The 19,512-nt window shown below is 34.5% G+C and carries 30 protein-coding genes; 19 read left to right on the top strand and 11 right to left on the bottom strand.

Annotated features, from left to right (window positions below):
* Window positions 1-10 precede the first annotated feature (10 nt).
* On the top strand, window positions 11-445 hold the full coding sequence (locus LO754_RS13150; RefSeq protein WP_231784573.1) for a M15 family metallopeptidase: 435 nt from the start codon (window positions 11-13) through the stop codon (window positions 443-445).
* 129 nt (window positions 446-574) lie between these two features.
* On the opposite strand, the gene LO754_RS13145 is transcribed toward LO754_RS13150, so the two are convergent.
* From LO754_RS13145 to LO754_RS13105, 9 genes are all read right to left on the bottom strand, one after another.
* Window positions 575-805, bottom strand: coding sequence for a hypothetical protein (locus LO754_RS13145; protein ID WP_231784572.1), 231 nt, complete (start codon window positions 803-805; stop codon window positions 575-577).
* 157 nt (window positions 806-962) lie between these two features.
* Complete coding sequence (locus LO754_RS13140; protein ID WP_231784571.1) at window positions 963-2,261, bottom strand: Ig-like domain-containing protein; 1,299 nt, start codon at window positions 2,259-2,261, stop codon at window positions 963-965.
* A gap of 485 nt (window positions 2,262-2,746) precedes the next feature.
* A complete protein-coding gene (locus tag LO754_RS13135; protein ID WP_231784570.1) occupies window positions 2,747-3,895 on the bottom strand; it encodes a site-specific integrase in 1,149 nt (382 codons plus the stop codon).
* Window positions 3,896-3,953: 58 nt separating this feature from the next.
* Window positions 3,954-4,445 carry an ImmA/IrrE family metallo-endopeptidase gene (locus LO754_RS13130; protein WP_231784569.1) on the bottom strand — a complete coding sequence of 164 codons (492 nt, stop codon included), beginning with the start codon at window positions 4,443-4,445 and terminating at the stop codon, window positions 3,954-3,956.
* A 57-nt stretch (window positions 4,446-4,502) separates the two neighbouring features.
* Window positions 4,503-4,904: a hypothetical protein gene (locus LO754_RS13125; RefSeq protein ID WP_231784568.1), complete on the bottom strand. Its 402-nt coding sequence runs from the start codon at window positions 4,902-4,904 to the stop codon at window positions 4,503-4,505.
* Between the two features lie 16 nt (window positions 4,905-4,920).
* Window positions 4,921-5,805, bottom strand: coding sequence for a ParA family protein (locus LO754_RS13120; protein ID WP_231784567.1), 885 nt, complete (start codon window positions 5,803-5,805; stop codon window positions 4,921-4,923).
* A gap of 20 nt (window positions 5,806-5,825) precedes the next feature.
* The gene (locus LO754_RS13115) at window positions 5,826-6,608 is read right to left on the bottom strand and encodes an FRG domain-containing protein (protein WP_231784566.1); all 783 of its coding nucleotides are present in this window, start codon (window positions 6,606-6,608) and stop codon (window positions 5,826-5,828) included.
* A 124-nt stretch (window positions 6,609-6,732) separates the two neighbouring features.
* On the bottom strand, window positions 6,733-7,830 hold the full coding sequence (locus LO754_RS13110) for a type I restriction endonuclease (protein ID WP_231784565.1): 1,098 nt from the start codon (window positions 7,828-7,830) through the stop codon (window positions 6,733-6,735).
* A 135-nt stretch (window positions 7,831-7,965) separates the two neighbouring features.
* Entirely contained in the window at window positions 7,966-8,328 is a 363-nt protein-coding gene (locus LO754_RS13105; RefSeq protein WP_231784564.1) for a helix-turn-helix transcriptional regulator, read from the bottom strand.
* Window positions 8,329-8,491: 163 nt separating this feature from the next.
* Between LO754_RS13105 and LO754_RS13100 the strand changes: the two genes are divergently transcribed.
* From LO754_RS13100 to LO754_RS13020, 18 genes are all read left to right on the top strand, one after another.
* Window positions 8,492-8,719, top strand: a complete 228-nt coding sequence (locus LO754_RS13100; protein ID WP_231784563.1) for a helix-turn-helix domain-containing protein — start codon at window positions 8,492-8,494, stop codon at window positions 8,717-8,719.
* Between the two features lie 207 nt (window positions 8,720-8,926).
* Window positions 8,927-9,661: an ORF6N domain-containing protein gene (locus LO754_RS13095; RefSeq protein ID WP_231784562.1), complete on the top strand. Its 735-nt coding sequence runs from the start codon at window positions 8,927-8,929 to the stop codon at window positions 9,659-9,661.
* 15 nt (window positions 9,662-9,676) lie between these two features.
* A complete protein-coding gene (locus LO754_RS13090) occupies window positions 9,677-10,021 on the top strand; it encodes a DNA-binding protein (RefSeq protein ID WP_231784561.1) in 345 nt (114 codons plus the stop codon).
* A gap of 112 nt (window positions 10,022-10,133) precedes the next feature.
* Window positions 10,134-10,403 (top strand): helix-turn-helix domain-containing protein, encoded by a 270-nt coding sequence (locus tag LO754_RS13085; RefSeq protein WP_231784560.1) that lies wholly within the window; start codon window positions 10,134-10,136, stop codon window positions 10,401-10,403.
* Window positions 10,388-10,615, top strand: coding sequence for a hypothetical protein (locus LO754_RS13080; RefSeq protein WP_231784559.1), 228 nt, complete (start codon window positions 10,388-10,390; stop codon window positions 10,613-10,615). The genes LO754_RS13085 and LO754_RS13080 overlap by 16 nt, the downstream gene beginning before the upstream one ends.
* Window positions 10,616-10,678: 63 nt before the next feature.
* On the top strand, window positions 10,679-10,810 hold the full coding sequence (locus LO754_RS23465) for a hypothetical protein (protein WP_255702567.1): 132 nt from the start codon (window positions 10,679-10,681) through the stop codon (window positions 10,808-10,810).
* Window positions 10,811-11,002: 192 nt separating this feature from the next.
* Entirely contained in the window at window positions 11,003-11,227 is a 225-nt protein-coding gene (locus LO754_RS13075) for a YqaI family protein (RefSeq protein ID WP_231784558.1), read from the top strand.
* Window positions 11,228-11,296: 69 nt separating this feature from the next.
* Window positions 11,297-12,226 (top strand): lambda-exonuclease family protein, encoded by a 930-nt coding sequence (locus LO754_RS13070; protein ID WP_231784557.1) that lies wholly within the window; start codon window positions 11,297-11,299, stop codon window positions 12,224-12,226.
* Window positions 12,227-12,228: 2 nt separating this feature from the next.
* A complete protein-coding gene (locus LO754_RS13065; RefSeq protein ID WP_231784556.1) occupies window positions 12,229-13,035 on the top strand; it encodes a recombinase RecT in 807 nt (268 codons plus the stop codon).
* Window positions 13,025-13,216 carry a hypothetical protein gene (locus LO754_RS13060; protein WP_231784555.1) on the top strand — a complete coding sequence of 64 codons (192 nt, stop codon included), beginning with the start codon at window positions 13,025-13,027 and terminating at the stop codon, window positions 13,214-13,216. The genes LO754_RS13065 and LO754_RS13060 overlap by 11 nt, the downstream gene beginning before the upstream one ends.
* Window positions 13,209-13,415: a helix-turn-helix domain-containing protein gene (locus LO754_RS13055; RefSeq protein WP_231784554.1), complete on the top strand. Its 207-nt coding sequence runs from the start codon at window positions 13,209-13,211 to the stop codon at window positions 13,413-13,415. The genes LO754_RS13060 and LO754_RS13055 overlap by 8 nt, the downstream gene beginning before the upstream one ends.
* Window positions 13,416-13,569: 154 nt before the next feature.
* Window positions 13,570-14,385, top strand: coding sequence for a DnaD domain protein (locus LO754_RS13050; protein ID WP_231784553.1), 816 nt, complete (start codon window positions 13,570-13,572; stop codon window positions 14,383-14,385).
* Window positions 14,306-15,151: an ATP-binding protein gene (locus LO754_RS13045; RefSeq protein WP_231784552.1), complete on the top strand. Its 846-nt coding sequence runs from the start codon at window positions 14,306-14,308 to the stop codon at window positions 15,149-15,151. Before LO754_RS13050 ends, LO754_RS13045 begins: the two co-directional genes overlap by 80 nt.
* 34 nt (window positions 15,152-15,185) lie before the next feature.
* Entirely contained in the window at window positions 15,186-15,578 is a 393-nt protein-coding gene (locus LO754_RS13040) for a hypothetical protein (RefSeq protein WP_231784551.1), read from the top strand.
* Between the two features lie 12 nt (window positions 15,579-15,590).
* Window positions 15,591-15,782 carry a hypothetical protein gene (locus LO754_RS13035; RefSeq protein ID WP_024364730.1) on the top strand — a complete coding sequence of 64 codons (192 nt, stop codon included), beginning with the start codon at window positions 15,591-15,593 and terminating at the stop codon, window positions 15,780-15,782.
* Window positions 15,775-15,999, top strand: coding sequence for a hypothetical protein (locus LO754_RS13030; protein ID WP_231784550.1), 225 nt, complete (start codon window positions 15,775-15,777; stop codon window positions 15,997-15,999). Before LO754_RS13035 ends, LO754_RS13030 begins: the two co-directional genes overlap by 8 nt.
* Window positions 16,000-16,468: 469 nt before the next feature.
* Entirely contained in the window at window positions 16,469-16,648 is a 180-nt protein-coding gene (locus tag LO754_RS13025) for a hypothetical protein (RefSeq protein WP_231784549.1), read from the top strand.
* 286 nt (window positions 16,649-16,934) lie between these two features.
* Window positions 16,935-17,504, top strand: coding sequence for a sce7726 family protein (locus tag LO754_RS13020; RefSeq protein ID WP_231784548.1), 570 nt, complete (start codon window positions 16,935-16,937; stop codon window positions 17,502-17,504).
* Here the strand turns inward: LO754_RS13020 and LO754_RS13015 are convergent.
* Both LO754_RS13015 and LO754_RS13010 read right to left on the bottom strand, forming a co-directional pair.
* Complete coding sequence (locus tag LO754_RS13015; RefSeq protein WP_231784547.1) at window positions 17,501-18,526, bottom strand: beta family protein; 1,026 nt, start codon at window positions 18,524-18,526, stop codon at window positions 17,501-17,503. The genes LO754_RS13020 and LO754_RS13015 overlap by 4 nt on opposite strands.
* A gap of 722 nt (window positions 18,527-19,248) precedes the next feature.
* Window positions 19,249-19,485 (bottom strand): hypothetical protein, encoded by a 237-nt coding sequence (locus tag LO754_RS13010; protein WP_231784546.1) that lies wholly within the window; start codon window positions 19,483-19,485, stop codon window positions 19,249-19,251.
* Window positions 19,486-19,512 lie beyond the last annotated feature (27 nt).

The following is a 19,512-nucleotide window of genomic DNA, read 5'->3' as shown; positions in this document are numbered from 1 at the left end:
GGACATTGCCGTGGCTCCCCCGAAACACTTATATGATGTAGATACATTAACAAAAGTCGGAGCAATAGCTCGTAAGTTAGGCATTACGTTGGGCGGTGATTGGGCACGCAGAATTGATAGACCACATTTCGAAGTAAACCGCAATTGGAAGATGCCTAGAGGGTACAAATTAGAAGGACTTGTAATTGTGCCAAGCAACAGTAAAATGAAAGTCCAATTAATTGTGGAAGACAAGAAGGAGGAGATTAAGGTGGCTAATACAATTTGGAATCCTGGTTCACCAGCTATAAGAACAGAGACAGAGAACTTTATTGCACAGGCGGTGAAGGATGGTATTATTCAAGGTTCGCACTTGAAGGATTTACAAAATGGTGTGATGACAACGGATCGCTTGATTGGATTGTATATTACGATTGAGCAACGTAGAAATAATAAAAATAGTTAGACACAGTACAAATACTTGTCTTGTTGACTTCAATTATAGAAATTGCAAAACCTAGGTGTTCATATGTAAAAGGCTGCCAAATGAATTTCATTTGGCACCTTACTGTTTTGCGCATTCAAAGAACCTTTTTTACCATTTTAATTCTGGATATATTTCTGAGATTTTCATACCTTCAATTGTTCCTTTTTCAAGTAGTTCTTCATAGCCATTAAATTCTTGAGAATACTTATCTTTAACTCTTGATAGATAAGATTTACCACGACTATGACTTATCCAATATTCCTCACCTTTATAATAAAAATTCAGTTCATCATTCATTTCGAGAAGGCTTTTAAACTCTAAGTACTCTTTTTCTGTCATGTAATTTACTCCTAATACGGATTGCCTCTATGGGTACCAGTCCAATCATGACGACGGATCGTTTGATTGGTTTGTATATTACGATTCAACAAAGACGTAATAAATAAAATAGAAAGACCGCTCTACCACTTAATCATTGTGGAGGGCGGTCTCTTGATTAATACTCTCTTACTTCAAATGAAGCAATCTTGTCGTGTACAATATATTCAGTTACTTTTTTATAAGGTGAGATAGTTTTTGTGAATTTGAAAGTTGAAGTACCTTGAGCACTTTCAAACCAATTCAAGTAACTATTTAAAACAGTATTAGTAACATCATATTCTTTTGTAATACCGTTTACTAGTGTGATACTAAGGATAGCACTAGAAGATTCATTATTTGGTTTCTTAACAATAACTGTAGCAATAGCAACCAGTTTTGTATTTTCGACTTTAGCAGTAATAATTGCTTTACCTTCATTAATGGCAGTCACATTACCGTTCTGGTCTACAGTGGCAATAGATTCATCACTTGTTGACCAAATTAAATTTTTATTTAATGAGTCTGCAGGTAAAACTGTAGCAGTTAATTTATCTTTGCTACCTTCAAGTAGCTCAAGTGCATTCCTATCTAATGTTATAGATTCAGTTTCTAGACTTCCTTGCTTCTTAACAGTTACAGTGCAGTTTGCAGTTAGATTTGTATTTGCAAGTTGTGCTGTGACAGTAATTATTCCTTCCTTAATAGCAGTTACATTGCCGTCTAAATCTACAGTTGCAATACTTTCATCACTACTTGTCCAAATAATATTTGCGCTGTCTGGAGTAACTACAGCAGTAAGCTTTTTTGCTTCACCTTCAGATAGTTCTAGATTATTTTTGTCTAAAGTAATGGAGTCTGTATTAGGAATATCATTCTCAGATATTAAAAATCCATCTACATCAATAGCGTCTATTGCAAAATACTCATTCTTTATGTTGTTTGTTATATCTATCTGAACTTTGTGTTTACCATAAGGCAAATCTACTTTTTTGTAGAATACAGTCTGTGAGCTAGAATCACCTCCTTTTGCCGAAGCTGATTCTGAAACACCATCTATATTGATTGAGAAAGTCGCTCTATTACTATAGATGAAGTCAAGTAACATAAATTTAGTTCCTTCAAAAAAGAAGGTAAAACTCATATCTTTAGCAGTACCTTCTATACGTGTTCCCTTGTATAAGGATGAACTTGAAAATGAATGCATATTTGTATATTTTACCAAAGAGTTTGGAACATCATATCTTTTCCAACCAATTTCAGGTTTTAAAAGTCTACTCCCAACTACCGCACTATTTTCAGGGGTATTATTTAAATTTGTTACTCCTTCTTCGTAATCAGCGAAGTCTGCTGCAGATGCACTTTCAAAACCAATACTAACAAAGGCTAAGAATGTTATAGCTAAATAAAAAAACCCTTTTTTGAACAAATTAATCACTTATGTATCCTCCTTCAAAATATCTAAGGGCATTATTCCAAATACCCTGCAGTAACAACTTTAACCATTAATAATTTAATTTACCATAATAAAAATCGACACTTTTTGATAATAAAAATGTAATACTAATAAATAAATCCATTTTTTAGGTGTGTAACAACCCACAACCAATGCCACTTCGTTACACAAAAAAAGTCACGAAAGTCACGAAAAAGTCACGAAAAAGTCATATTTCTCCCGAAAACATGTGAATTTGGGCGAAAACAAGTTTTTGTACTTTCGTAAGAAACCTTGCTATAATGGGCTTTGTGATTACATATGAAAGAGGGTAAAAGCATGAATGCTTACGACGAATGTAAGGGGTCGGGTTTTGGGAGAACCTTGATATATCAACGTTTATAGAGGATAAATGAAGCTGATTTTGCAAAAAAGCAACCAAACAGCAACATTTATCCTTTTTTTAATTCCAAACAGTTTTTTGAGAATTAATCATTCAATAGGGCGGTGAATTTAGCATGCATTTTTTTAGAAGTGTTTTCTCGCATGCCACCTGTTACATGAAGGTAAATTTTTGTCGTCGTATCGGAGTTTTTATGGCTTACTCGATTCATAATATAATTCAAGTCCACTTCAGCTTCTGCCAGCAGACTAATGTGCGTATGACGTAAAATATACGTGCGGAATGGTTTGTCAATATTCGTTCTTGAAGCAATTCGTTTAACAGCTCTATTAAGCATTTTAACGGTAGTAGGGAAGCCATCTTGCTCACCAAAAACATACCCATGATCTTGCCATTTGCTCAGTTTACGGAAAGCGATAAGTTCTTGAATTTTCTCGACTACAATATCATCGATGTCAATAATTCGAACACTTCCAATTGTTTTAGGGGGCGTTAATTCAAAGTCCTTTTTTCGGTCACCTTTCGCATAATTAGTCTTGTTAATGCGAATTGTTTTATTGTTCAAGTCCACATCCTCAAGTTTGAGAGCAAGGGCTTCACCTGGACGCATGCCCGTAAATGCGATTGTGTAAATGATTGTGCGATAAGCGATATTAGGATATTGATCTGTTTCTCTTAAAAACACCTTTAATTCTTCAGCTTCTAAAAACAACTGGCTTACATCTTGGCCACTCACTTGTTCCAACGTCATTTTCTTTTTTGGAACGAAGGCTCCATCTACTGGATTAATCTCAATAAGACCAACTTCTTTTGCATAGTTGAACATCATCTTAGCAGCGTTTTGAATGCCTCTAAGGGTAAAATAGGCGCAGCCTTTTTCAAATAAGTCATTAATGACATTTTGATAGCGAACCGTTGTAATATTAATTAATTTGTAATCCGCTAAATATCGATTGAGGACAGATAAACAGTACTCTCTATATTTAACAGTGGTTTCTTTGTTTCCTTTCAGACGATAGAGAGTAAGCCATTGGTTATAGAATTTTGCAAAACGTATTTCTGGATCAATCGTAAACTGATGTTTTAATGCAGCAACACCTTGCTTTACTTTTTCCTCAGCTTCCTTTTTCGTTTTACCACGTCTAGTAACTTGCCTACGCTTGCCTGTAATAGGGTGACGAGGACCTTCTCCAATACATCGCCAAGTATGTTTGTCGATTCTCTCACAAAACATAAAATCACCTCTAAAATAAAGTACGGATACTTTTATCTTCCCATAGCAAGCAGTAATTTCAACATTTCCTGCTGTTCCAATATGGAACATAGAAACGCTTGTTTAAGTATTGTGTTAAACGCTTCAAAGCAAATTCATATTCAACATTAAATAACTCTTGAAGTTTTACCACGGTTTGAGGCAAATAATCATATAGCTGTAATTCATCCAACATGAAGGTAGGCATACAGGCGTGATACATAAAATTATTAGCTTTATATTCTTGGTATTCACGGAAGAGGGGATACATATAGAATTGATCCCCGGTATGTAGTAACACATGCGCTAACTCATGACAAAAATCCTGCCATTGTTGCTGCTGGGTAAGGGATTCATCTAAGAATATGTAGGGTAGGTCGTTCGCATATAACGCTTGACTAGTTTCTGACCAATAAAAAACTTTAATACCTAAATTTTTAGCAATTTCTCTAAAATCCAAAAGGGGAGGAGTAATGATATTCATTTTAAAGTAGAATTCTTTAATGAAATCTTCTAAATGACTATAGTACATATAATCACCTCCATTAATTAGAACATATGTTCTTTTGTGATTTATAATAAAACCCCTCTATTTGCTAGGGGGGTTAGATTGGGATTTTAAAAATTGGGACCATTCACTAAAGAATGAATCCATATTTTTTTTATTATTAGGCTGGCTATTATTTGAATCATCTAAAGAATATATAAATTTTACTATATTATTGAGAATTGTTAACGCTTTATCTGATTCTAAGCTTATTATTTCTTTGTTTATTTTACCTAATAATAATGGACGAGATTTATATACATAATCTCTAAAATCCATTAAAAGTACCTCATTAGTAAATTTTTTTGTATGTGATTGGTTTTTAAATAATTTTCGAGATAAAATAAGTGAGGGTATTATCCAGCTAATAGATAACTGTGATTCCTTAATATTCTCGAATTCTAATAAAAAGTCCTTAACCACTTTTTCTTCCTTTGAATTCAAAAAAATTCCCTCCTTTTTATTTTTCTAATCTGTTATTAACTTTTTGCTCTAACTCTTCAGTTAGTAGTTTAATTGATTTAGATAAGTCATTCTCATGGATATCAAGCATGAAATCTCCAGTACGTAATCCGTCAGGAACAGCTTTAATGTATTTTAACTCAGTATTAAAAATATTCTCTTTTCCGACATCTTGAACAATATTTTGTTGAACTGGAGTATGTAATTGATTCCTAGGGTCTATAAGTGTATAAATTATACCAAGTGCGACTTTTTTTTCACCAAAAGTCTGCATAATAGAATCTTCAGCTCTATGCATCAATGCAATACCAGTAGAAGATAAATAATCTGGTTTTACAGGTAGTACATAGCCGTCACAACTTAGATAAGAACTTATAAAGAACACAGAATAAGTAGGTGGACTGTCAATCAATATGTACTTATATTTAGCTTTTAGACCAGCAAGTTCAATATGTTTTGATAATACTGATTCAACACCAGATTTTTGGGCAATTTGTAGCTCTAATAGATCTACATCCCCAAACAACATATCAAAATTTTCTTTTACATTAACAGTGTAATCTTTTTTTAAATGACTGTCATCAATCTTATTTACATTAAATAAAGCTCTAGATGCTTCTGATTCAGTAGGTTTTTCCTTTTTATCGGGCTCTTTATAAATATTATAAATTGTTTTACCTTGTTTCTTGTACTCATCATATTTTTTAACATGATCTTCGCTATGCAAAACACGTAAAACATATTGAGTAGCGTTAAATTGAGGGTCCATATCAATAACTAAAACAGGTTCTTTCAGGTATGTAGCAATTGCGTTAGCAATATTAACACAAAGAGTAGTTTTTCCTACTCCACCCTTCATATTCATAAAAGAAATAATAGGCATTAATTTTTTCTCCCTTTCATTTATAAATTTTTTAATTTTATTTTAAGTAATTCGTCCTTAATATATCTGCATAGACCATCAACTCCACCAAATAGGGAATAATAATCAATACCATTTACTTGTAAATATTTTTTACTAGATTCATAGGTAGAACTAGGCAATTCTATTTTATATAAAAATTTTCCTATTTGTGATTTATACTCTTCTTCTAAAGGAATATTATCTGTTCCTTGTACAGTGAAAAATCCGTTTTGTGATACTAATCTTTCATTACTTCTTCTTGGCATTAAGGCAAAGCTTTTTATGTGAACATCATGGTTAAAATAACTTGTGTACTTTTTTATTCTATTTGGTAACGTATCTAAAGTTATATAGCCAATAGAATCATAAGAATTATCTTGTTGTTTCTCATATAAATTATGACAATTCTTATTTAATGCAAGCGGATCAAGTGCCCAAATGGTTGCTGGTTTATCAGGGGATCTTCCATAATTTGCGAAATATAGAGCAGTGATGAAACTGGAAGTCCAATCTAATAAGCGGGTATGCATACCATAATGTTGCATAAGAAATAATGTATTCCATTCTTTTTCTAAACCGGAACCAAATCTATCTATATACATTGAGCCAAGGTTGACAAATGCATTATACATATTATTCTCTTGCTCCCTAACTTCATTTTTATTCGCACTTATTCTATAAAGGCCACTATTTAATTTGTAATCTGTTGAGCTATGTCCTCTAAACCATAGGGTTTCATGCTTAGAGGAAATATCATTTAATTGTTCTAAAACTTCTTTCAATTTTCATAACTCCTTTATAAATATTCAATTCTAAAAATATTTCTTAAATAATGTTCTATTTAAAGGACATGTCTCTAAGACATGTCCTTCGTTTCAGATAATACTAAGTTACTGTTAATTAAAACTAATTTGTCACTTCTACGTAATCCTGAACAGTTTTAAGGATTTGTTCACTGTAATTCAGTAAATCAATCGGGTGTACAAAGTCAAGAACAGTGCGTTCTTTGTCTGTTGCTGCGTCGTTTAGGACGATAAAGTTTCTGTTTTTTTCGAAAAATACGCGAATAATCCATCTTCGGATATTGTTATCAATAATAATATTGAAATAACTTCGATTATCTCGGTAGAATACACGTTCAGGTGCTATTGTATCTTTAAGAATTACCTTTACAATCGAATAGGATTCAAGTTCTTCAGGTGTTGTCACAATACCATCGTCTTTTACCGGTTCTTCTTTTGTTTCTTCATTGTTTGGATCCGGAAGGGTTACACGTACTTTACTATCTCCAGTTGATTTAAGGGCAGCGTTTAATTTATCGTTTACCTTTTCGTTTACAATTTGTTTTAATCCTTTTGAAATAATCGGTGTGAATTTTTCTAACGCATTCTTTGTTTTTAAACCATCATAAATTTGATGTACAAGGAATTTTACGAATTCTTCATCGGGAGTATCGAATTGAACGGATAAATAGCTTTTTAAGGCGTTTAAGTATTTAAGGTCAGAAGCGGTACTTGAAATATTTTCAAGATCAAACGTTTCTTTTCGGAATTTTGCGATTTCTTGGATGTGAATATCTCGTAGCTCTAAAATGTTAAATGTAAAGAAAGGTGTTGTATCCATCTTATTTGGCTCTTCTAAATCAGTAAAAAATTTGTATACGATACCGTTTGTAAGAATGCCAAATTTAGCGGAAGTAGTACCGAAATAACGGAATAATTGAGAGTCATGTTTTGTAAGGTTTTCGGCAATGCTCTTACACTCAATTAAAATCATAGGGGCGCCATCACTTAATATCGCGTAATCAACTTTTTCACCTTTTTTAATACCAACGTCGGCTGTAAACTCTGGGCTGAACTCTAATGGGTTGAAGATGTCGTAGCCTAAAATTTGAAAGAACGGCATCACTATGGCTGTTTTTGTAGCTTCCTCTGTCGATATTGAATCTTTTAAACTGTCAATACGTTTAGCTAAATTTTTTAATTGTTCTACAAACTGTTCCATATGTATCCCTCCAATTATGTAGTTACATTTGACTTGCGTAAATATAACTAGGTAAATGATAAAAAAATATTAATTGCCCAATATAGTATATATTTTACAAATGGGGGTTGTTTTAAAGGACATGCAAGCATGTCCTTATTTGATTTCACCGCTATCCTTCAAAATCTCCCACATTTTACGAAGCCTTTGTAAATCTTCCTCACGATTCTTAGGTAAATCCTTGTACCATTTTTGTAGGGAAGGGTCGTTGGCGAAGGCTTGTAACTCAGCTTCGTCCTCTGTTTGGTTAAGTGGTATATCATAATCAGTGTTTCCGAGTAAATAATCTGTTGTAGTATTTAAGGCTTTTGCTAAAAGTACAAGCATTTCATTAGAAGGAGTGCTATAGCCATTTTCATAATTACTAATTGTACCTTTAGTGGTTTGAACTTGTATCGCAAGTTGTTCTTGTGTAAGTTTTTTTGCCTTTCTGGCTATCTTCAAGCGGTGGTCTAACATTCGATCACTCCTTTGTACAAGTAAATTGTACTATTAATAATAATAAAGTACATTAATAAAACTGAAAGTACAAAAAAATCATACTTTAGTGTTGACGTATGAGATTCTTGTTGTTAATATGTTAGTACAAGGTATTCATACATATCTGTGGAGGTGAATATGATTGAAAAACTCGAACTTAATAATAGCTCGAAAAAAAAAGAACCTTACTCAAGCAGAATTAGCAAATATGTTGAAGACTGTTAGTAAAGCAACGATTTCTAACTGGGAGACTGGATACTCTAAACCACGTCTTGAAGTGGCACTTGCGGTTTCTAGAATTTTAGATGAAGATGTAGCTTTTTTATTCGGTTATGATGTACAAGATTCTTGTACATCAAGTGCTCTTTAGCAATTCTATATCCCTAATGGATGGATATAAAGCAAGGTGGGAGGATATGAAAAAGAAAACAACTTAGCGGAGAATTTTTCAAAAATCAGTAAGTGATCTAGTCATAGTACTTTAAGTGTTAATAATTTTTTAATTTGATAGCAAATATGAACGTCAATCTAACACTAGTTTAGTAGATTGGAAAAACAAAAAAATTGGAGGTTATTTATGAATCCATTACAAGTAATCGTACATGACAATCAGCGTGTGTTAACTACAGCTCAAATTGCAGACAGTTATGGTGCAGAAGAAAAATTGGTACAACAAAACTTTAGTAACAATAAAGAGCGGTACAAGGTAGGGAAGCACTTCTTTTATCTACAAGGTGAAGAGTTAAAAGCATTCAAGGACCACTTCGAAAATTTAGGGTTAGTTAAGAAAAATACAGCTTCTTTGTATCTTTGGACTGAAAAGGGAGCATGGTTACACGCAAAATCTCTTAACACCGATAGAGCGTGGGATGCCTATGAAAAACTAGTGGACGAGTATTACAACATGAAAGAAAAGATTGTGCCGTTATCAAAAGACCAAGCGCTTGTCACAGTTCTTCGTACTACTGCAGATTTGGTTGAAGATACGCAGGAGATTAAAAAAGAACAACACGAAATCCGTAAAGAACTGTCACTTATCAATGAAAAGGTTGAAGAGCAAATTACCCTAACGTCAGGTGAACAGCGTGCTGTACAAAAGGCTGTAGCGACAAAAATCTATGAATGTGAACAAGACACAACACTACGGCCAAAACTCTTTCGTGAATTATATCGTGAAATTAAAGACCGGTTTGCTGTAGCCAGTTATAAGGATATTCGTCGTCAGGATTTACAACTAGCGCTACGATATATCAATTCTTGGATTCCACGAAAAGTTACATTGGAAGAGGCTGCCGGGCAAAGCAGCCTATAGATTGGAGGGCTGGTAATGTTTAGCGAGGATTTTAAGAAGAATATGATGCTTGAGTTTCGCACGATGATTCGCGAGGAGATGGAAGCAACTTTACAGGGGACATATGTACAAATTCAACAGTTGCCACCGTTTTTAACGAAAGAAGAGTTAAAAAAATTGCTTCGAATTGCGGATACAAAGGCTTCAGCGTTGCTTGCAAGAGCCGATTTTCCAGTATTGCGAGAAGCGGGTGTTTTAGTACCCTCTCACTTATTTATTCAATGGGTTGAAGCCAACACACAGTGGATTGATTTAAATACAGGGTTAGCCCCTAATTCACTAAAAGCATTAAGACCAATTAAGCCCTACGTACTTACTTAAGTGATTGGGCATACAACCTCTTGACACTATTTTACCTCAACTATCAACAACAATTGGTTCTGCTTTTGCTATCCCTTGTTCCGCCTTGGAACATTGAGAGGAGGTGAGACCAATGTCATACGGAGCAATTTTAAAAGCGCTACGAGTAAGAGCCAATCTCACACAACAAGAACTGGCAGACAAACTACATCGCAGCCGTTCCTGTATTTCTAAGTTTGAAAAAGAGACTAAAACTATCGATATGCCAACATTCATGCAGTGGATACAAATTACGGATGGGCAAGTTGCAGCGGCAGCCATGATGTTTGGAATGGATGCTTTATCAATCATTAATCAATTATTACCATTTATCGGAGGAGGTTTTATATGGTGGATGTATTGACAGTAATCAAGCATCGTAAGGCGATATACGGGGCAATAGGAGCAATTGAATTCAATTTAATAATGGAAGATTACGACTTAGCAATTGAAAGAGCTTATGACATCATCAGAAGTTTAAAAGCTTTACAAGCCAATCAAAAAATAGATTTAGCAGAAGTAGATAGAGTGATAGATCACATCCAGCAGTGGGAGGTTCAGGATGTTCAAGTTTAAACGATGGAGCAAGTTATCGTTACAACAACGTCTAGTGTCGGTCGGCAATTGGTGGTACAGATAGTGAAGTGGTTAGTGGATTACTTCTACATGCCAGACGATGGTCGCAATCAATACCACAAAGCATTTTGTGTAAAGTGCGGTCTAATCATCATCGCCATTGGTGTACCAGTGATTATTGCTTGTTGGCAATAAAAAAAGCTGCTTAATCGCGGGAACGATTAAACAGCAGTGCGGTTTTGTCTACACATAGTATACCACAATAATCGACGTTTGCGAGTCGCAACTCGCTCTCGTCAAGCAGTTCATAATCCTCTTCTTTCGTCTGGTTAGCCGAAACATTATGAGCTGCTTGATGGGAAAGTCCATCAGAAAGAAGGTGAGGACATGAATCTTCAAGTTGAGAATCCAATGGTATTAGGAACACTCGAAACAGTTAATCGAGTATTGACAAATCACTTGGTTGAGAAAGAATTTCGGGATTTTTATGGCAGTTTAATAGTAAGTAATGACGATTACATGGAGTTTCCGAACGGTGATATTGTTCACATGGATAACATTCACACGTACTTAGAAGAGCACTTTAAAGCTTCATTTTGCACAAAAAAATAAACCACTACTCGCAATAGTGGCTTAGAAAAAACATTAATTATCGTTATTTTAACACAGGAGGTTAAAAGAATGGAAGCAGTATCTACTTTAAAGATGGATCGTATTGAATGGCTCCAACTACGTAAAAGCGGTATCGGTGGTTCAGATGCATCAGCAATTCTTGGATTTAATCGCTGGAAGTCAGCGTTTCAGTTATTCATCGAAAAGACATCTGAAATGGTTGAAGAAATCGACAATGAATTTGTGTACTGGGGCAATGTACTAGAAGATATTGTTGCACAAGAATTTGCAAGACGAACACGTAAAAAAGTACAGCGTGTGAATCGTATGCTACGACACCCTGATTTTCAATTTATGATAGCTAACTTAGACCGCCGAATCGTTGGAGAGAGAGCAATCCTTGAATGTAAAACAACATCTACGTACAACAAAGATGCCTGGGAAGGTGACGAAGTACCAGCAGCATATATTTGTCAGTTGCAACATTATCTAGCGGTCACTGGATTTGAAAAGGCATATATTGCGGTTTTGATTGGTGGGAACACATTTGTGTGGAAAGAAGTTGCCCGTGATGATGAATTTATTGAGTTAATGATTGAGCGAGAAAAAGACTTTTGGCATAACCATGTCCTTGCTAACGTACCTCCGGCGATTGATGGTAGTTCATCTGCTAGTGAGTTTTTAGCCAAAATGTTCCCTCAGGATGATGGTTCAGCCATTATGTTGGATGAGCAGATGAACACATTAATTGAGGCGATTGAATCATTAAAAAGTGAAGAAAAGCAACTCGAAAACCAACGTAAAGAATATGAAAATCAACTAAAAATAAAGCTTGGTGAGGCCTTAGAAGGATATTCGAATCGATTTAAAGTGACTTATAAAACAATTACAACTAATCGAATTGATAGCAAGCGATTAAAGGAAGAACAACCGGAGCTATATAAGAAATATTGCAATGAATCATTATTTCGCCGTTTGTCGATTAAGGAGGCGAATTAAACATGGCAACTACAAATGACTTAAAAGCGCAAATACAAGGTCAAGTACAACAAGGTCTTACACCAGAACAATCATTAAACAAATTGTTAAAGCGTATGGGTCCTCAAATTCAACGAGCATTACCTAAACACATGGATGCTGATCGTATTGCACGAATTGCCTTAACAGCAGTTCGTGCTACACCAAAGCTACTAGAATGTGACCAAATGAGTTTTCTAGCAGCACTTATGCAATCTGCTCAACTAGGAGTGGAGCCAAATACAGGGCTAGGACAAGCTTATTTAATCCCATATGGCAAACAAGTACAGTTCCAGTTAGGTTATAAAGGTTTAATTGATTTAGCTGTTCGTAGCGGTCAATATAAAGCCATTTATGCGCATGAAGTGTATAAGGAAGATGAATTTTCGTTTGCATACGGATTACACAAAGATCTTGTCCATGTACCTTCGACAAATCCAGAAGGCGAACCAATCGGTTACTACGCTGTATACCATTTAAAAAATGGCGGATACGACTTTGTTTACTGGACAAGAGAACGTATTGATAAACATGCTCAACAGTTTTCGCAAGCCGTTCAAAAAGGTTCGACAAGCCCTTGGAAAACTAACTATGACGCAATGGCTAAAAAAACTGTACTAAAAGAAGTATTAAAATATTCTCCTAAATCAATCGAGCTGCAGAAGGTAGTAGAGGCTGATGAAACGATTAAAAACGAGGTATCAGAGGATATGAGTGATGTTATTGATGTCACAGATTATTCGATCATTGAAGCAGAACCAGTTCAAGAGGAAAAAATTATTGAACAGTAACGTACCACACAAAGTCCTTCTGCCTGCTTGGATCTTCGAGCAGGCGAAGGATTCAAACGAAATGAGATACCTTGTAGTGGAATACATGAAACGATATCCAAACTATCAAATCATTAAAATAAGCGGTAGTTTCGCAGTTTGTGAGCGAGAACAAGCCTTTTTAGGAGGTAGCTATGATTAAAATTCGATTCGCCATTTTGTTAGCTGAACGTAGCCTAAAAATACGAGACATTCATCATTGGACAGGCATCCCTATGATTACACTTAGAAATCTGTATTATGGATGTTCGAACAGCATCAAAATAAACGATTTAAAAGCGATATGTAAGGTTTTGAATTGCGATGTAGGCGACATTCTACAATACGTTCAGGTGGGCTAATACGCTTGACTACGTAGGGTTAGAAGTGAATTAGTCGATGGACAGTAAAACTTGTCATTTCTTGCGCTTACCCGGGAAATTTATTTATTTCCTAACTGAAATACCACATTTCGAATAGCATTTTGTAACACAAAAAAAGGAGAGGCGAGGGCAAATGGGCATTATCCGAGTAGCTAAAAACAACAACTATGTAGTGATGAATCGTACAGCATTAAATGACAACCGTCTATCTTGGAAAGCTAAAGGCATTATGGCTTATATGCTTTCAATGCCAGATGATTGGGTGTTTTATATGGACGAATTAATTACGCATGCTACAGATGGCAAAGATTCGTTCAAAAGCGGACTGAAAGAGCTTAAAGATAACGGGTATGTAGAGCGAAAACCAGTTAGAGATGAAAAAACGAAAAGGATCGTTGCTTGGGAGACAATCGTCCATGAAGCGCCTATCCAACAAGAGGAGAATCCATCAGTAGAAATGCCACCAGTGGAAAAGCCATTAGAGGAAAACCCACTAATGGAAAACCCACTAATGGAAAACCCACAAGTGGAAAAACCGCCCCTACTAAGTATTGATAATAACCAAGTATTGAATAAACCAAATACTGATAATAACCAAGTACTGACTACAGACAAACAACATGCTCAAAGGCTATATGGGTTCTTTGTCAGTCGTCTGCAAAAGTTGCCTAGCAATAAGTTACGAGAAGATATTGATTACTATCTATCGACCTATCAAGATGCAAATCTAGTTATTGAAGCGTTTGAGCGAGCTCTGTTAAATGGACGAGTCAGAGATAAAGAAAAATATGCTAATGGTACATTACGCAATTGGAGATATGAGGGTGTAACATCTATGCAACTATTAGCGAAAAAGGAGGCTCAACAACGTGCATCTAATACAGGAAGTACTAGCAAAGGCACAAGCAAAGTACCAAGCATTATTGGACGAAGAAGCAGTCTCGATTAATGACAAACAATACGAATGTATGAAGTGCAAAGATGTAGGCGGATTATTTGAAATGAAAGTCGATGAAGATGAAACAAGTATTACTTACGGTAAATCATTTGAAATTTGGGTTGATTGCGAATGCGAGAAAAATAGAATTGTTAGCAAGCTGATGAAGGCTAGTGAAATCACAGAAGAATTCAAAGCAATGACATTTGATAACTTTTTTACCAATGGAGCACCCAAGGTAGTACAAGACATGCACCTATTGGCTACTAAATACTATGCAGATTTTGAACAAATCCAAAAGTCAAAGCAAAACAGTATTGCCTATCTAGGTCAACCAGGATCAGGGAAAACACACTTACTTATAGCTTTGGCCAACTTAATGATGACAGAGAAACATAAGTCAGTATTGTATTTTCCATTCGTGGAAGGCTTCGATGATTTACGTTCAGATTTTGAAAAGCTAGAGGCCAAGATAATCCGTATGAAACAGGTCGATATTCTCTTTATCGATGACTTGTTTAAACCTGTTACAAAGCAAATGAAAGATGGGGAAAGGATTAAAGTGCCACAGGGTAGCGAATGGGAAATTAAACAGCTTTATTCTGTTGTGAACTATCGTTATATGAATCATAAGCCGGTGTTTATTAGCAGCGAACTAACGTTTGATGAAATGATTGTTCAAATGGACGAAGGGCTCGGTACACGCTTTTATCAGATGTGTAAGCAGTTCTTTATTCATATCGATAAGGACTTAGGGTTGAATTATAGATTAAAGTGAGGGGCGCTTAGCCCCTTGATTGGAGGGCGAACAGATGAGGTACAACAAATCTATCGATTGTGGTTGTGGTCATAAAGTTAATCTAGACGACTTCTTAAATCTTGTCAGGAACGAAGCCTTAGACGATGGTGAAATAAGCGATTTACAGGAAGAAATAACGTGTAATGTATGTAATGCCATTTATCAAGTAAGTGCAAGTGCTTATGTACATATCGATGTTTCACTGGAAAGAGTCGAATTATTAAGCCGAGGCTTTGTGCTTAATGGTGAAACAGTAAGTTTAAATCAATTTGGCATTGGTGAAGAAGTTGCTTTGCCAGATGGCGAATACCAAGCTGGTAACATGCTTTACAAGATTAGTGGTGGAGTAGTTTGCAACATTTACAATGCACAAATTGATGAAAATCAATTAGCTTTGGCTATTTAGGAGGGAGTATGGATGAATAATGATTTAAAACAGATTTTAGCCAAGGTTCGTGAGGCGAGATGTGAGTGGGAACTAAAAAACCTCATGAATGAGCTAGAGGAATTCAACAAACAAAATTACAAAGCTGCTGCTATTGATATCGCTTTGGAAACAGGTGACCGCAAGGCTTTTAATAAATTGGTGGTGTGTTATACAAATGACTAAAAATTTCACATGGTACGCACCAAATGCAGAACTGCTGAAATGCCCTGTGCCTGGCTGTCATCACATTGGGACCATCATCACGAAAAAGCACTGCTGGCTAGAGCATGGCATGACGAGAGATGAGGTTGGTGAAAAGTACGGGAAGCCTAAGCGTATTTTGACATATAGCAAGAATCAAATTAAAGCGAGGAATGCGGAATGGGTGAACAATACTTAATCAATCAGTTGGTGTTTCACATAGGCCTATACAAAAAATATCAGTACAAAGAAAACGAGATAGGGTTTTATCAGAACCTTGAAGCTTTACGGTTACTGAAAGGGTTGAGCACACAGGACGAGGCTTTGGATTATGCTATTGCATTGACTGAAGGGGTGAAGGCTTCATGAGATCCGTAACGGTATTCCAATCGACATTCTAGTGCAAGGAATTCGGTACCAAATTCCTAGAGCCAAGAAACAGCTCAGAAAGCGGACAGAATATGCCAGACAATCAATCTAGTAACAAATACAGGTAGAACGAATTAAATCCCACCCAGAGCAATTATGGCGGTCGAAATTAACAGTTATGATCTACTTTTTGAGGATATAGGTGTTATTTAGTGAAGATGCTATGTTAAAGAAGTAGCAAAATACAAAAAATACTTGAAAAACTAAAATCAAGTGAATTATAGATGGGAGTGTCTTTTATGGGCAATCAAGTGAATTTGGTTGCGTTAGGTGATGGAGTCTATATTGTACAACAAGGGGCAATTGTAGAGTTTTTAGAGCCTAAAGATTATGGACAAGACTCTATCCAGTGGCAACATGGCAAAGTATTTGAAGTGAGCGAAAGCAAGCAAAGACGTGTGGGGTCAGTGAAAAAATAATTTTAAAAGAATCGTTGAATTACTAGAAATCATATTCAAATGAACTAAGTGTGAAAATCGAAAGAATATAACCAAAAATATCCTTCACATAAAGGGTCAACTAGAATGCATAGATATAAAGCAATAAAATATACTAAAGGAGTGGCATCTTCACTTTATTTTCTTGACGCAGATGGAAGTGTTATTTAAAAGTGCACTTGTCAAAGGAGTATAATGGAAAATAAGTCAATGAAAAAGTTTCTTGAATTCCATATATAATTTATTTAATATAACGGTAGGTGATATTATGGAATTATTAAATGACTCAAGAGTTAGGGAACTACTAATTGCTGAGTTAAGCGAAAAATATTCAAATTGTACAGATACACGTATAATTAATGAGCTAGGGTTGGATTTTGGTGCTGCAAGAGTTGATGTTGCGGTCGTAAATGGTATAATGCACGGGTACGAAATAAAAAGTGATTTAGATACTCTCTATAGACTTCCAAGACAACTGGAGTATTATAATCGTGCTTTTGAGAGGATGACAATTGTTGTATCTAGAAAGTATATTGATGAAGTCAAAAAAATAATTCCTGATTGGTGGGGTATTAAAACCATTAGTAAGGATCAAAAACGATTAATCAATATTAGAAAAGGTAGAAAAGTTTCTCAGCAAGACCCTGATTTGATTATAAAACTTCTCTGGAAAAAAGAGTTGGAAGATTTTATTGATTACCTATCATTTAGTAAATCATTAAAAAAAATGAGGAAAAATCAACTCCTTGCACTACTAAGCAAAGAAGTTGATTTTGATGTAACCCGTCAGTTTGTTTATAGTACTTTGAAAAAAAGAGAAAATTGGAGACTGTCTTAAAGTTGATTAATAGTTGTTTCAATATGATGACTGACTGAAATAGCAATAGGAGCCTGATGGTTACTTATTGTTATTTTTTTGTCTGCACATTTTTTTATCTCTTCATCTCCGAAAGAAAAACTTTCACCTGGGTAAAAATCACAATCTACTATTTGTTGACAAATTTCGAAGAAGCTATCTTCAGCTCCATCTTTAATAAGTTTAGATTTTGCAATATAGTAATCAGTATCAGTAGTATAAAAGATTTTTAAGTATGAGAGGTTGTGATTAAAGCCTTTCAATACTTCACCTTTCAAACGTGTAGTATAATCACCAAAATTAAGCATTGGGAATTCTTTTTTTAATTCAAGATAATTGTTTAACTCATCGCGAGCACTTACTAAAGTTAAATCGTGTACATCTGCATCACTAGCGTTTTCAGGGCAAGCTGTAGATAAAAATACAATATTTGATGGATTCAAGTCATTAAAAATAGTAATAGCATTTTTTACTCTTAAAGTTGTTGTATTACTATTGAAAAAGTCTAGAATAATAGTAACTTTTGTTGAATCGCTTAAACTTGATAAGTCTTCTTTCAATTTGCTATATACAAATTTATCAAATGGCTCTTGGAAATCATGACAGCGTATTCTGATAGCGATTTCTTCTGCTTCAGAATTAAGTACAGATTCTATAAGCCATTCTGGAGAATCATGGTGAAAACACGGAATAATTGATAGTTGCTGGTCTTTCATTTTATTAAGACAATGTACTACTAAATTTTCACCTTCTTTAGATAAAAGTTCATCTTTCGAACTTAACTCCTCAATTGCGCAATTAAAATCATAAATAAATTTTATTGAATCAACTCTGTCTTTTAGATAACTACCTAAAGTATTGAAAGTAGATTCCCATTTATTTTGGTTTTCTGGTTTAACTCTTTTTGATTCAATGATAGGAATAAGTTTACTTTTTGATGAACTTTTTAACTCCTTTAATGCCCTCATTTCGTTATTTGCATATTTTAGCAATGGATAGTACAAATGACATTCCTCCTTATAGATTATTTTTCTTACAGTTTATTTACATTCGACATATTTTTACATATTCCTTTTTTCTTTTAAAAAAACTTACAGTTAAAGTTGGATGTATGTATATAAGATCATAAAATGAGAAATAGAAAATCTCATTTTAAAGGGAATGCTTAATCTGTGTGAGTGTAAACGGACTTTCTTTTGGAAATATAAATAAATACGAGATTGTTTTAAACAAAGTATAATTTAGTTTAGTTCTACAAAGCAGCTAATAAGTATAGGTAGAGTAGTTAATAAAGTTGATAAGTTATTTTTATAAAAAGTTGTATTTATAAAAAACCTAATGGATTATTAGATATATAAAATTAAGGGAATATAATAGAATATAAATGTTATTGACATGGACGAGAGGATGTTTTTAGACCCTCTTAAGGTGCTGTAACACATATAATGATAAATAAAATATTTTTACCAAAAAATGTCATTTTGATATCTAGAATAAGTGAAAATGATAAAAATAATTATAAAGAAGATAGAATATAAAAATATTATTAGTTAAAATTAATTGTATTTTGGTCCTTTACGGAAAATACCGGAGGTACTAATAGGCGGGTTAATTACCTTTCTGTTAGTACCTCTTTTAATTTTATTAAGAGGTGAAGGTATGGGAATCACAGAGTTAATCAAATATTTATAAACGGAAACAGCATTTAGACAGAAAAATAGAGCGATTATAAAATCGCTCTAAAAAACTCATAAAATCCCATATTCATAGGGATTGCCCATATAAAGAAACCAAGTAGGGCAACCAGGCCAATAAAGAAATTATATATCTTTGTAGGCAAGATTTTTCCGAATAACGTTTTGTAGATTGCTACGCAAACTACCATTACAACCGGCAGTAAAATCATTGGGGGTATAAAAAATAAAAGACTTCCACCAAGTGATATATCTGAAAATATGTCCATTAAATTACCTCGTTATGTATTTTGTGT

Origin of the sequence: Lysinibacillus sp. GJ-1, from assembly GCF_021166035.1 — a bacterium.
Taxonomy (GTDB): domain Bacteria; phylum Bacillota; class Bacilli; order Bacillales_A; family Planococcaceae; genus Lysinibacillus; species Lysinibacillus sphaericus.
This window is presented reverse-complemented; position numbering and strand designations above follow the sequence as displayed.

What these genes read in the sequence shown, in the direction of transcription:
- LO754_RS13130 (WP_231784569.1), bottom strand. Translation starts at nt 4,445, where the DNA reads ATGTACTATAGTCATTTAGAAGATTTCATTAAAGAATTCTACTTTAAA.
- LO754_RS13030 (WP_231784550.1), top strand. Translation starts at nt 15,775, where the DNA reads ATGACTAAAAATTTCACATGGTACGCACCAAATGCAGAACTGCTGAAA.
- LO754_RS13040 (WP_231784551.1), top strand. Translation starts at nt 15,186, where the DNA reads ATGAGGTACAACAAATCTATCGATTGTGGTTGTGGTCATAAAGTTAAT.
- LO754_RS13105 (WP_231784564.1), bottom strand. Translation starts at nt 8,328, where the DNA reads ATGTTAGACCACCGCTTGAAGATAGCCAGAAAGGCAAAAAAACTTACA.
- LO754_RS13075 (WP_231784558.1), top strand. Translation starts at nt 11,003, where the DNA reads ATGAATCTTCAAGTTGAGAATCCAATGGTATTAGGAACACTCGAAACA.
- LO754_RS13055 (WP_231784554.1), top strand. Translation starts at nt 13,209, where the DNA reads ATGATTAAAATTCGATTCGCCATTTTGTTAGCTGAACGTAGCCTAAAA.
- LO754_RS13020 (WP_231784548.1), top strand. Translation starts at nt 16,935, where the DNA reads ATGGAATTATTAAATGACTCAAGAGTTAGGGAACTACTAATTGCTGAG.
- LO754_RS13135 (WP_231784570.1), bottom strand. Translation starts at nt 3,895, where the DNA reads ATGTTTTGTGAGAGAATCGACAAACATACTTGGCGATGTATTGGAGAA.
- LO754_RS13110 (WP_231784565.1), bottom strand. Translation starts at nt 7,830, where the DNA reads ATGGAACAGTTTGTAGAACAATTAAAAAATTTAGCTAAACGTATTGAC.
- LO754_RS13025 (WP_231784549.1), top strand. Translation starts at nt 16,469, where the DNA reads ATGGGCAATCAAGTGAATTTGGTTGCGTTAGGTGATGGAGTCTATATT.
- LO754_RS13145 (WP_231784572.1), bottom strand. Translation starts at nt 805, where the DNA reads ATGACAGAAAAAGAGTACTTAGAGTTTAAAAGCCTTCTCGAAATGAAT.
- LO754_RS13080 (WP_231784559.1), top strand. Translation starts at nt 10,388, where the DNA reads ATGGTGGATGTATTGACAGTAATCAAGCATCGTAAGGCGATATACGGG.
- LO754_RS13120 (WP_231784567.1), bottom strand. Translation starts at nt 5,805, where the DNA reads ATGCCTATTATTTCTTTTATGAATATGAAGGGTGGAGTAGGAAAAACT.
- LO754_RS13035 (WP_024364730.1), top strand. Translation starts at nt 15,591, where the DNA reads ATGAATAATGATTTAAAACAGATTTTAGCCAAGGTTCGTGAGGCGAGA.
- LO754_RS13085 (WP_231784560.1), top strand. Translation starts at nt 10,134, where the DNA reads ATGTCATACGGAGCAATTTTAAAAGCGCTACGAGTAAGAGCCAATCTC.
- LO754_RS13090 (WP_231784561.1), top strand. Translation starts at nt 9,677, where the DNA reads ATGTTTAGCGAGGATTTTAAGAAGAATATGATGCTTGAGTTTCGCACG.
- LO754_RS13070 (WP_231784557.1), top strand. Translation starts at nt 11,297, where the DNA reads ATGGAAGCAGTATCTACTTTAAAGATGGATCGTATTGAATGGCTCCAA.
- LO754_RS13010 (WP_231784546.1), bottom strand. Translation starts at nt 19,485, where the DNA reads ATGGACATATTTTCAGATATATCACTTGGTGGAAGTCTTTTATTTTTT.
- LO754_RS13065 (WP_231784556.1), top strand. Translation starts at nt 12,229, where the DNA reads ATGGCAACTACAAATGACTTAAAAGCGCAAATACAAGGTCAAGTACAA.
- LO754_RS13095 (WP_231784562.1), top strand. Translation starts at nt 8,927, where the DNA reads ATGAATCCATTACAAGTAATCGTACATGACAATCAGCGTGTGTTAACT.
- LO754_RS13050 (WP_231784553.1), top strand. Translation starts at nt 13,570, where the DNA reads ATGGGCATTATCCGAGTAGCTAAAAACAACAACTATGTAGTGATGAAT.